Below are 12,637 nucleotides of genomic sequence, written 5' to 3'. Positions count from 1 at the left end.
TATACAGAAAGGATGGCGTTTTTGGTATGAATTTATCGATTTCTGATGAACTAGAATTGTTTTCTCAAGAATTGCAACGATATATGTCACCGCATGCTTTAGAAAAGTTAGCCAGAGAACTAGGATTTGTCCAACGAAAAAGCAAATATCGTGCACAAGATTTAGTTGCTCTGTGTGTCTGGTTAAGCCAAAACTTAGCGAACACTTCATTGACACAACTATGTAGTCGATTAGAAGCTAACACAGGTATTTCTATGAGTCCAGAAGGACTCAATCAACGCTTTAACTCTCAAGCTGTTCAGTTTTTACAACAAATATTAACATCTTTACTCCATCAACAATTTTGTTCATCTAGCCACATTCTAACATCGTATACAAACTATTTTCGTAGGATTCGTGTATTGGATTCTACACATTTTCAGATTCCAGATAAATTCGCCTCTACATATCAAGGTTCAGGAGGTAGTGGGCATAGTGCAGGTGTGAAAATTCAACTTGAGTATGATTTACTAAATGGTCAGTTCCTACATGTTCATGTAGGATCGGGAAAGCACAATGATAAAACTTATGGTTCTACATGTTTAACGTCTCTTCAACCGCACGATGTATTTATACGTGATTTAGGATACTTCGACTTAAAAGATCTACATACTATAAGCGAGTGTGGTGCTTATTTTATTTCACGATTAAAGCTCAATACTCGTATATATCAGAGAAACAAAGAGCCTGAATACTTTCAAAATGGAATGATGAAAAAACATTCTGAGTACATCCAACTAGATATGGAACAATTTATTGACCAATTACAACCTGGTGAAACATATGAAATCCCTGAGATTTATATCGGAATGTATCAAAAGCTTCCTGCAAGACTTATTTTGTATAAATTAACTGAAACGCAAATGAAACGTAGGCAAAAGGATTTAGCATCTAAAGAACATAAGAAGCAAATTACCTATAAAGATCGCAGTAAACGACTTAGTGCAATTAACTTTTACATTACAAATATTCCATTGGAATATCTACCAAAAGAACAAGTATACGATTTTTACTCCTTACGATGGCAAATTGAACTTATCTTTAAAACATGGAAATCATTTTTTCGTATTCATCACTGTAATTCTGTAAAATTAGAACGACTAGAATGTCACTTATACGGACAATTAATTAGCATCCTGCTTTGTTCCTCCACCAATGTTTCAAATGCGCCAATTACTCCTCATCAAGAAGAAACGAGAATTAAGCGAATATAAAGCGATTTATATCATAAAAGATTATTTTCCACTTATCTATCAATCTTTACAAAAAGACATCCAAGAATTAACAAAGATCTTGTTTCGTCTGTTCAATCTCTTACAGAAAAACGGACGAAAATCCCATCGGTATGAGAAGAAAACAGTCTTTGATATCTTAGGCATCGTATACAATTTTTCTACGTCTCACAATCATTTAGCGTAATCAAAAAAATTGAAACCCGAAGGGGTTTATTTGGTATGCAAATCTTTATAGAAATTACACTGGATCTTTAGAAAAAAGAAAAAATTTCATATGAAATTAAATTTAAATAGGCTTAGCTTGATGGGCATGGGGTATCGCCCACATTTTAAAGAAAATATACGCTAAGCAAATTTTGAAACAAAAAAGCCGATTTTTACCCAGTTAAGAGTACATCGGCTCGTTAATATTTAGCAGTAATTTCGTACTGTGTGCATAAAGATCTTTCTGATATCGCTCCCTCAGATAGAATCCAGCTTCACTTAGTTCTCTACCAAAAATTTGAAAAAATAAGTTTAACGGCTTGATAATTAATCTTAAATGATTTATATTTGTATTAAATGATAGTATTATCTATCAAAAATGACTTTATACAGAGAAAGGTGTGATTGAAATTGTTAAACTCCACATTGGTGGAAAGCCTTTAGGTGCAGCAGCAATGAAAAGATTGGGAAGAAATGAGTGAGCTTTCACAATAAAGAACGCTATAAATTTAAGTAGTGCTTGATACCCTTGAATTGGATTATTTGGTAAAAACATCGAAACTCATTGAAATATATTCTCGTCTAGTAACTAAATTTATTTTAAGAGATAACTAATGAATTGAAAAAATCCATTAGTTGAAAAACGTAAAAATAGACAAGAGAAAATCCTGAAAAACCTATTCACAAAGTATGGTATGAAGGCAAGCTAGTAAGGGGAATTCAAAAATTATTGGATAAAAGCGAGGTAAATAATATGACTTTTGAAGAAAAATTACAAGCATATGCAGAACTTACGGTGAAAATTGGTGTCAATATTCAACCAGGGCAATATTTATTAGTCAATACATCAGTGGATGCATTGGATTTCGTTCGTTTAGTTGTGAAAGAGGCCTATAAGGCTGGGGCAGGACGTGTTCATGTTAATTTTACTGATGAGGAAATGGATCGTGCTTACTTTGATCATGCCTCAGATGAGGAATTTAATCATTTCCCAGAATGGATAGTCAAAATGAATGATGAGCTGATTGAACGTAAAGGCGCACTATTAATAATAGATGCTACAGATCCTGATAAATTTACAGGTATTTCAGCTGATCGTCTAGCTACCTATCAAAAGGTATCAGGAGCTGCTCTAGAAAACAATCGCAACGCCGTAATGAAGGATTTAATAGCTTGGTCGATGGTAGCAGTTCCTTCATCAAAGTGGGCATCAAAGGTGTTTCCGAATTTAGCATCTGAGGAGCAAGTACCAGCATTATGGGAGGTTATTTTTAAAGCTGTTCGTATCGGTGAAGGCAATGCTGTTGAAAAATGGCGTCAACATGTAACACATTTAGAATCTCGTGCGGTCCTACTGAACAATAAAAAATATGCGAAGCTTCACTATACATCACCAGGTACTGATTTAACAATTGCATTAGCACCAGAGCATAAATGGATTACTGGAGGTGGTAAAACGCCAGATGATACTAACTTTATGGCTAATATGCCGACAGAAGAGGTTTATACGTTACCGATGAAACAAGGTGTAAATGGCTATGTAAGCAATACAAAACCATTAGTTTATCAAGGGAATATTATCGACGGCTTTAAACTGACATTTGAAGAAGGAAAAATTATTAAAGCTGAAGCACAGATAGGACATGATTTATTACATGAGCTTATTAATGTGGATGAAGGCGCCTGCTATTTAGGTGAGCTAGCACTTGTACCACATCTATCGCCAATTTCAGCATCGGGGATTTTATATTTTAATACATTGTTTGATGAAAATGCATCGAACCATTTAGCGATTGGTACAGCTTATCCAACTTGCTTAGAAAATGGAAGGGATTTAGAAAACGATCAACTCGAAACGTTAGGTGCAAATATTTCAGTAATACATGAGGACTTTATGATTGGCAGCAGTGAGATGGACATCGATGGTATTTTACCAGATGGAACTGTAGAGCCAATTTTCCGTAAAGGTAGCTGGGCATTTTAAGTTATTAATTTGAAGAAAGGAGTATATGAAACGATTATTAAGCATAATTGGTGCAACTATATAGGTGTTTCATATGTTTTTGCTCAGATTGAAAATTACCTCTTTAATTAGAAGTAAAATGCATTCAAAGGAGATAGGCCAATGAATTTCTGGGAAATCGTTTTGATAGTTGTGAATTTTAGTCTATTGAGTTGGATACTGTTAGTAGACAGAGAAACGAAAAAGTGGTCTAAATTAGCTACTTTGGTTGCTGTTGTAATGGTTACAGTTCAGCTATTGGTAGAAGGTTTTAGATGGCAGATGATTCCGGCATATGCATCCCCAGTTATCTTGATTTTATGCTATTTATTAGCGGGGCGGAAAAATGGCTTTAGAAGCCGGGGGATATTCTTAGTTAAAACTTTGTTGTTGTGCATCTATTTGTCTGTAGCAGTTGCGCTACCCTTACTTATGCCAGTATTTTCATTTGAAGAACCAACAGGCCCACATAGGATCGGTACGAAGCTATATCATTGGGTTGATCATCAAAGAAATGAACCATATTCGCAAAATCCAAATGATCGACGCGAACTGATGGTGCAAATTTGGTATCCTGCAGCTGAAAAAAGCAAGGGGGATCAAGAACCTTATATTCGTAACATAAATGAACTCTCTAAGGGATTGGAAAAAACATTGTCCATTCCTGCATTTGCATTCAGCCACTTAGAATTGGTAAAATCTCATTCGTTTATTGATTTAGAACTCTCAGACTCAGAGAATCAATATCCTATATTACTTTTCTCTCATGGTTTTAATGGTTTTCGTAATCAAAACACGTTTGAAGTTGAGGAGTTGGCTAGTCAAGGCTATATTGTTCTAAGTATCGATCATACCTTTGATACTGCAGCTACCGTCTTTCCAGATGGTCGAGTTGCTTACGTACAGCCCTTCAATTTAACTGATGACGAAGGGGATAGCCACATAAAATTATGGGAGGAAGATGTCACCTTTGTGCTTAATCAGATAGAGAAACTTAACCAAAACGATGAGACCGGCTTCTTTACAGGAAGGCTTGATACCTCACGAATTGGAATGTTTGGGCACTCTTACGGTGGAGCTACCGCAGCACAAATACTTACAAAAGATTCTCGTGTCAAAGCAGCTATTAATATGGATGGCGCTTTGTATGGGGAAATTTTACCTGAAAGTGGGATTGGAAAACCATTTCTGCTCATGAGTGCAGAAGAGCCTGATGAAGCAGATCCCGATAAAGTGACGGAGCGATATGAACGTGGGTTAGCTGGCGGTGGTATGTCAATGGTCATTCCTCATACAGATCATACAAGCTTCACTGATTTACATTTGTTCTCCCCACTGTTGCAGAGCCCAGGTGAAAATCCAAAGGAAGTTCATCGCATTATCAACGAATTCAGCCTGGCATTTTTTGACCAGTATGTAAAACAGAAGGATGATGGCTCAAACCTTAAAAGGCTGATGAACAAATACCCGGAAGTGAATTTTAAAGTAAACCGATAACTTTATGCAGAAAGTACCTTCATGAAAAAATGCTGAAGAAATTAGCAAGAAGGATAACCATATTAGTGAAAAAAATAAAAATATCACAAGGGAACATCGTAAAAATAGCTTGGAAAACCCAGCTAATGTGATCATTTTCTCTACTAAGAAAGCGACTTGTACCATTTCCTTTAGCTTTTGTATTTATTACATTAAAAAATTAATTTCTTCATCGTCATCTAAATAATGAAATGCTAAAAATGAAACATTTAAGTACCATCAGTTTCAGTAATATAATTCTTTTGGAAAAGCTACATTCAGCAGCTGGACACTTTGTTTGGGATTGTTTATCATAATATCAAATGATATATTTATCTATCAAAAAATGAAGACTTTATATATAAAAAGGGAGAGATTGACGATGAAGAAAGACTTATCAACGTTAAAGGAAGCGAGATTTAACGCAATTCTTGATTCGGCTACTATATTGCTGGTTGAAAATCCTACTGCTTCGATGAATGAAATTGCGGAATATGCGGGAATTGGCATTGCTACACTCCATCGCTACGTCGAAAGCAGAGAGAAATTGATGCTATTCTTGGGCCATCGAGCTATACAATTGGTAAGTGATACCGTAAACCAGATTCCACTGGATGAGGATAGAAGCGAAAACTATATCCCAGAACTCATTGAAGCGTTAATCCCTTTAGGTGACAAAATCTATTTTCTAGGTCATGATGCATCTGTATTTAACAACAAAGAATTAGGTGAAGCCGAAGAGAAGCTGAGGGAACCCTTACGACGCGTTATTGAGCTGTTACAACAAAAAGGTTACTTTCAGCAAACGGTTAGCAGCGAATGGATTTTGAATACGCTTTATGCCCTGCTTTTCCATACTTGGGAACAGGTACATGAAGGAAATGTGGCTAAAAAATCTGCTGCAGAGCTTGTTTTAAATACATTTTATTATGGTTTCAAAGCTAAGGATGAGTCGAGAGGGAAGTGAAATGATACAAATCCATGATAATTAACATCAATAATATAGAAAGCGAAAAGGAGTACTGGGAAATGAATAAAATCTCTATTGTAAAGGCTGTTCATCAATCCATGGTCGGTGCCCAGCTAAATGTAATGGCATTGGAATACATGGCATTTGCACTTGCAGGATCTGAGGAGAAGAACAAAGTCGAAGGGACTTTTTGTAAGCTATGGCGGCAGGGGAACAACCGTTTTAGTCATCAATACGCTTATGAAGCTCAAATGGACGGAAAAACTCTAGGGATGATTACTTGCTATCCCATCCCCGTTTTAAATCGTCTTGCTTGGCCCACTTTTAAACAGCTGCTTTCATTCGGAAAGTTGGGTTTTGTTTTTTATAACATTCTGAATATCAAAATGCTTTATTCCATGATTACCTTGAAGGAGGGAGAAGATGACGAGTTTCACATCGGAACAATCGCTTTATTGCCTGAAAGTCGAGGACTGGGGATAGGTACCAGACTACTTGAGTTTGCCGAGGAACAAGCTTCCCTGCAAGGCTTTGCCAAATGCTCACTAACGGTAAAGAAAGAGAACCAACTTGCCATTAAATTGTATCAGAGGTTAGGCTACCAGATTACAAGTCAAATCAGTAAACCAAAGTTATCGTTGTACAGAATGGTCAAAAACATAGGACGTTACAACCTGTTATAAAAAAGTTGTAACGTATTAGGGCAGTACTAATGGTACCGTCACATCAATATCAATCCAAGATTAAAAATTTTTAGCTAAAAAGACAACAATATTATGTATGATATGTATACTCCATACAATCCAAAACGCTGAAATTTTAGTATGTCCATTTTCTTTTTTCTGTGTATAATTCCAATAAGAGTATGCAAATACCCATCCCATAATTCCAGCATATAACATATAAGTATAGCCAAAACTGTGGCTCAATCCAAATATACAAGATGAAATAAAGATAATTGATTTATTGTATTTTTCCATCCCGGGAATTAATCTTAAAATCCAAAATACAAACATTTGATATAGAGCTGTTTCTAATAAAGGTGCAAGGACTATACCATCGACTATTTGAACTGATAAATCTTCATCTTCAATAGGATTTTTTTGTATACCTCCTGGTAGAAAGCTAGTTGGCATTGGTAACAAGAAAGATGCAAAAGTCATGACTAGTATAAACCAGGGTGCTTTTAAATGATATAAATAATGTTGTATCTTCTGAATCATTGTTATATTCTCCTATTGTACATTTATAATATGCTGTCTATTAATTTTTAGAATAATAGAATTCAAAAGTGAAATACCCGCCACTTAACGTCCTAATGGACTGTTTGAAGTGGGGGCTTCTCGGTTAGTCGTTACTTTTGATAGCTAACGAATTCGTCCTAAGACAACCGAGCTAACTCCCTCGTTCCCAGGGTTATTTTATTGCTATCTATGCTAACGCTAATAGGCGTATTGCTTCATTTTTGATATTGATAGCTGCGTTATAATCTCTATCGAGATTTACACCACATATACAAGAATATACTCGCTCAGACAATGACATATTTTTCACATTTCCACAACGGCTACATGTTTTTGTGGAAGGAAACCATAAAGGCTTATGTTTTAGATTCAAATGATAATACAATACTAGAAGTTAATAGTGGAAAAAGTAAAAATAATATTAAAGTAAATAAAGATGACACATATCAAGTTAAAATTATAACAGAAGAACATGAGGGGGAATTTAGAATATCATGGAAAAAAGAAAAATAGCTAATTTAATAAAAAGACACTTTATAAAGTGTCTTTTTATACGTTGACATACTATGAAAGAAAATGTAGTGATTAATCAAAATATGTTGGATGCTTCTTGGTTGGTTTTATTATAACATTGATATCAATAATTTTAAATGCAATTTTACATATATATAGATTATTTTATATTTATGCATGCCGCTCGTCATCTTCTTTTCGTTTTCATATTTTGTTATTCTGATTTGCAATAACGATAATGAGTTAGTAAATTAGAATCAAGTAAAGAATATATAAAGAACCATGGGAAATAATATTAATTGTAGGCACTCCTTAAAGGAGGATACGATGGATCTTTTGATTAGAGAATTAGAAGTAAATGATTTAGACAATTCACTTGAGATTGATGATAGTTTTATAGTGGGTTCTTGGTTCATTCTTTCTCTTTCAAAAGTAAATAAAAGGATAGAATATACAGTAGAAGACGTTCCAAGTTATTAGAAAAGCTATTTACACAATCAATATGATGATGAACTGGTATGCAAAGAATATATAAATATATAAAACTAAATAATTATTCAAAAAAACTGTGCATAAAAACCTGCATTATAACAAGTTCTTAGCACAGTTTTTTTATTTTATGCCTTTCATTAAAACTTGAATCCTTGGGGCCATAAAATATAAAATTACACTTAAAATGATTGAAAGACCACCAATGACACCGAAATAAATAATTTCTGTTTCAGGATTATATAATCGAACTATTTGAGCATTTATAGCTTGTGCAGCTGCACTAGTTAAGAACCACAGACTCATTGTTTGAGCAGAGAAGGCAGCTGGTGCTAATTTGGTTGTAATTGATAGACCTACAGGTGATAAACAAAGTTCCCCGATTACTACTAATAGGAAGCTAATCGCTAACCACATAGGGCTTACAAGGGATTCTGTACCATGGATATATGCAGGGATAATCATAACTAAGAAGGATAAACCAGCAAATAGTAAACCAATAGCAAATTTATTAGCTGTACTTGGTTGACGTGAATTAAGCTTTATCCATAACCAAGCAAATACTGGTGCTAACAAAACAATATAAATTGGGTTTAATGATTGAAACCATGAAGATTGAAGTTCAATCCCGGCCAATTTTAATTGAGTACGCTGATCAGCATATGAAGCTAAAATGATAGCTCCTTGTTCTTGAATGGCCCAAAACATTGTAGCAGCGATAAATAATGGTATGTAAGCAATTAAACGAGACTTTTCAATTTTTGTAGTTTTCGGACTACGATACATAAAAATAAAGTAACCAGTTGGAATGAGAATACCTAAGATACTTACTAATAAAGTGAATCGATTAATAGTTAAAATACCTGTTGGTATCGTTAATATACAAAATAGTACTATAGCTATTGTACCAATACTAAACTGTATAATAACTTTTTTTCTTTCGATGTCTGTTAAAGGATTTGGTACTTGTGTTCCTGCTAAACCAAGATTTTTCTTTTTTGTAAGAACGAAAATAATTAAGCCTAATAGCATACCAATTGCAGCAACACCAAAACCTAGGTGGAAGTTATACTTTTGACCAAGTGTCCCTATAATAAAAGGAGATAAAAGAGCTCCTAAATTAATACCCATATAGAAAATACTGAAACCTGAGTCACGTCGAGTATCTGTTTCACTATATAAATCACCAACAATGCTAGATACATTAGGCTTTAATAAACCTGTACCTAGTACTAAAAATACCATAGATATGAATAAAGTACTTATAGTTCCTGGTAGTGCTAAAATCAGGTGACCTATCATAATTAAAACTCCACCCCAAAAAATCGTTCTACTTGAACCTAATAGACGATCTGCAATCCACCCACCAATAATGCCAGACATGTAAACGAGAGATCCATAGATGGCCATAATTGACGCTGCGGTCGCATGATCCATCCCTAAACCACCTTGTGAGATTGAATAATACATGTAGTAAAGTAATATTGCTCTCATCCCATAGTAAGAGAATCGCTCCCAAAACTCTGTAAAGAATAGGGTAAACAGCCCCTTAGGGTGTCCGAAAAAACCGCTTTGCGGAACAGTACGAATAATATCGCTTTTACTAAGCTTCTCCATACGAATGCACTCCTTATATTTTAATATAACAATACTAGATTAGTATAAACCAATAATTAGAAAATTAAAATAAAAATTTACTTAGTTAATTATTAGAATTTTTATAAAAAACAAATTTTGTGTTGCTTTTAATTTGGGTTTTAATTATATTATTTAATATAGATATATTGATTGGAAATAATGATAGTGTATAAATATTAATACAAAATGTAGGAGGATTTATATATTGTTAATGAAAGAAGTTGCTATAGAAGATATTTATCAGGAAATATTAGATGGAAAAAGAAATAAATTTCCTCCAAATACATGGAAAGAAGATAAAGATAATAAAATGGCGCGGAGGATAATAACATATTTGCTTAACAGTATTTTAAAATGGAATAAGGAAGACATAAGAAAAAAATGGAACACAAAATTAATTGTAAAATATAGGCTACGGGGATTACTCAAACATAGGTATGAAAATAGCCCTTTTAAAGCAATAAATGATTTGTACCCAAATCAATTCAAAGAATGGGAATTTGGTATGACTCCTTTAAATTATTGGACTAAAGAAAAAGCATTAACAATTTTGAAATGGATTATTGAGGAAAAAGAGGGCCTTTCACAAGAAAAGCTCTTAGGAGTATACGGGAAAAATTGGTTGAAAAAAAATAAGCTTAGTGCACCTCTGGCTATGTATTGGAATAGTAGCCCGTATGCAATGATTAGTGATCTTTATCCAAGGCGTTTTAAAGAATGGGAATTTGGTATGACTCCTAATAACTTCTGGACGAAAGAAAAAGCATTAGAAGCATTGAAATGGACCATTGAAGAAAAAGAGAGATTAACTCCTAAACAATTGCTTGATATATACAATATAAAGTGGTTAAAAACCCATAGATTAGCATCAGTATGTCAAATGTTTTGGGGGAATAGTCCGTTTAGAATGATTAATGATTTGTATAGAGACCGTTTTAAAGAATGGGAGTTTAAAGTTACTCCTGTTGGATATTGGTCTAAACGTAAAGCATTAGAGGCGTTAAGGTGGACTATTGAAGAAAAAGAAAAATTGGATGAAAAACAGCTATTAAAAGTATTTAATCAAAAATGGCTAATAAAACAAAAATTATGGACACCGTTAAAACGCTATTGGAAAGGAAGTCCATATGAAATGCTTATTGCTCTATATCCAAATCGTTTCTCAAAAAATATGTTAAAAGGATATATTTAAAAGTAATGATTAAATTCATAATTATTGAGAAAGTTTATGATATAACATTCGGTTATTAATTTGGAGGAAGACACCTTAAAGGTGTCTTTTTTTATACTAAAAAAGAAAAATATTAATTTGTGTAAAAAACTTCAAAATACTAAAGGGATTTCTATTCATAATTAAATAAAATTATTCATTAATTGTTTTATCTCTTTTCCTATTAGAACCAAATTTTTGCTAATTGAGATACTCCTTTTATTATCTCTTTTTCGCATAAATCACCAAATCCAAGTTGAATATGAGGATATTCTGGTAAATATTCCGAGAAATATTTTGAGCAAGGATAAACTATAATACCTTGATCATGTGCTCTTTGAATTAGCATTTTTTCACTCATTTTTGTTTTCACTTCAATAATAACGAAAATACCGGAGTTACCACCTTTAATCTTGACATATTCCTTAAAATGCTTTGATAATTCCTTATTTAATAGATTCATTTTACGTTTATATAAAGCTTTCATCTTCCTTAAGTGCGAGTACCAATATCCTTCATTCATAAAAGTTGCCAATGTTCGCTGATGAATAGATGAGGATGTTTGTTCAAGTAAAGGAAGTATCTTTTTATAGTCATTTATTAGCCGCCTAGGCAAAACCATATAACTGACACGGATAGAGGGGAGGAGTGCCTTTGAAAAGGTTCCTAAATAAACCACCCTATCATTAGAATCTAAACTTTGAAGAGACGGTATAGGTTGATGGATATATCGAAATTCACTATCATAATCATCCTCAATAATATAGCCTTCCACCTTTTTTGCCCATTCAATTAACTTTAGTCTTTCATTGACAGGGATGGTCACTCCATACGGAAAGTGGTGAGTGGGAGTGACATATAAAAGCCTAGAAGGCGATTTTAAAAGAAAATCGACTTGGATGCCTCGTTCTTTTACAGGAATTGGATCAATAATAAATGATTGAAGAACAAAAAGTTCCCTTGCCACGTTATATCCAGGATCTTCTACTGCTAGGTAATGATAGTTTTGCTTTAACATTAGTGACAAAAGTAATAACAAATGTTGTGTGCTACTGCCAATAATAATTTGTTCTGCAGAAGTAGTAACTCCTCTTGATTGAAATAAATAATCTGCTAGTGCTTTCCTTAATTTAATGTCGCCTTGTTTTTCTCCGTATGAAAACATGCTAGAGTCTTTAATAATTTTGTTTGTAATCATTCTCCATTTTTTCAAAGGAAAGTTCTCTTGATCCACTGTCCCAATCTTAAAATCAATAGTTTTCATGGCAGTATGATTTGTTTCATGATGCAGTTCTCTGATAGGTTCAAAATTTAGTGTTTCATCCGATATAATAGTCTCAACAAAAAATCCTTTTTTGTTTTCACTTCGAATATATCCTTCCGATTGCAGTTGTTCATAGGCAACCTGGGTTGTGTTTCTGCTGACCTCTAATTGGGTAGCGAGTTGTCTAATTGATGGCAACTTTTTACCTTGTTCTAATTTACCAGATAAAATCTGAGTTCGTATATATAGATAAACTTGTTGATACATAGGATTTTTACTTTTTCGATTTATGTTAAATATTAGTTCCTTCATTA

8 protein-coding genes and 3 pseudogenes are annotated in these 12,637 nt (G+C 33.7%); 7 read left to right on the top strand and 4 right to left on the bottom strand.

The features are described from left to right. Positions 1-26 precede the first annotated feature (26 nt). From DT250_RS03880 to DT250_RS03860, 5 genes and pseudogenes are all read left to right on the top strand, one after another. Positions 27-1,458: pseudogene (locus DT250_RS03880) on the top strand (IS4 family transposase). Between the two features lie 774 nt (positions 1,459-2,232). Beyond that, a complete protein-coding gene (locus tag DT250_RS03875; RefSeq protein ID WP_149212581.1) occupies positions 2,233-3,462 on the top strand; it encodes an aminopeptidase in 1,230 nt (409 codons plus the stop codon). Between the two features lie 141 nt (positions 3,463-3,603). Next, positions 3,604-4,977 carry an alpha/beta hydrolase family protein gene (locus DT250_RS03870; protein WP_149212580.1) on the top strand — a complete coding sequence of 458 codons (1,374 nt, stop codon included), beginning with the start codon at positions 3,604-3,606 and terminating at the stop codon, positions 4,975-4,977. Positions 4,978-5,377: 400 nt separating this feature from the next. Beyond that, on the top strand, positions 5,378-5,962 hold the full coding sequence (locus DT250_RS03865; protein ID WP_070169424.1) for a TetR/AcrR family transcriptional regulator: 585 nt from the start codon (positions 5,378-5,380) through the stop codon (positions 5,960-5,962). Positions 5,963-6,024: 62 nt separating this feature from the next. Further along, entirely contained in the window at positions 6,025-6,648 is a 624-nt protein-coding gene (locus DT250_RS03860) for a GNAT family N-acetyltransferase (RefSeq protein ID WP_149212579.1), read from the top strand. Positions 6,649-6,708: 60 nt separating this feature from the next. Here DT250_RS03860 and DT250_RS03855 read toward each other — a convergent pair whose 3' ends face one another. Next, the gene (locus DT250_RS03855) at positions 6,709-7,188 is read right to left on the bottom strand and encodes a CPBP family intramembrane glutamic endopeptidase (RefSeq protein WP_149212578.1); all 480 of its coding nucleotides are present in this window, start codon (positions 7,186-7,188) and stop codon (positions 6,709-6,711) included. Between the two features lie 208 nt (positions 7,189-7,396). After that, positions 7,397-7,558: pseudogene (locus DT250_RS03850) on the bottom strand (zinc ribbon domain-containing protein); the annotation flags it as partial. 491 nt (positions 7,559-8,049) lie between these two features. Between DT250_RS03850 and satA the strand changes: the two are divergent. Beyond that, positions 8,050-8,199: pseudogene (gene satA / locus DT250_RS03840) on the top strand (streptothricin N-acetyltransferase SatA); the annotation flags it as partial. A 135-nt stretch (positions 8,200-8,334) separates the two neighbouring features. On the opposite strand, the gene DT250_RS03835 reads toward satA, so the two are convergent. Next, positions 8,335-9,828 carry a peptide MFS transporter gene (locus DT250_RS03835; RefSeq protein ID WP_149212576.1) on the bottom strand — a complete coding sequence of 498 codons (1,494 nt, stop codon included), beginning with the start codon at positions 9,826-9,828 and terminating at the stop codon, positions 8,335-8,337. 226 nt (positions 9,829-10,054) lie between these two features. Between DT250_RS03835 and DT250_RS03830 the strand changes: the two genes are divergently transcribed. Then, the gene (locus tag DT250_RS03830; RefSeq protein WP_149212575.1) at positions 10,055-11,041 is read left to right on the top strand and encodes a DUF4046 domain-containing protein; all 987 of its coding nucleotides are present in this window, start codon (positions 10,055-10,057) and stop codon (positions 11,039-11,041) included. Positions 11,042-11,243: 202 nt separating this feature from the next. Here DT250_RS03830 and pdxR read toward each other — a convergent pair whose 3' ends face one another. Beyond that, entirely contained in the window at positions 11,244-12,635 is a 1,392-nt protein-coding gene (gene pdxR / locus DT250_RS03825; RefSeq protein WP_149212574.1) for a MocR-like pyridoxine biosynthesis transcription factor PdxR, read from the bottom strand. Positions 12,636-12,637 lie beyond the last annotated feature (2 nt).

The organism is Bacillus sp. AR2-1, from assembly GCF_008368755.1.
GTDB classification, from domain to species: Bacteria; Bacillota; Bacilli; order Bacillales; family Bacillaceae_G; genus Bacillus_A; species Bacillus_A wiedmannii.
The sequence above is the reverse complement of the archived record's forward strand: the minus strand, read 5'-3'. Positions and strand labels throughout refer to the sequence as shown.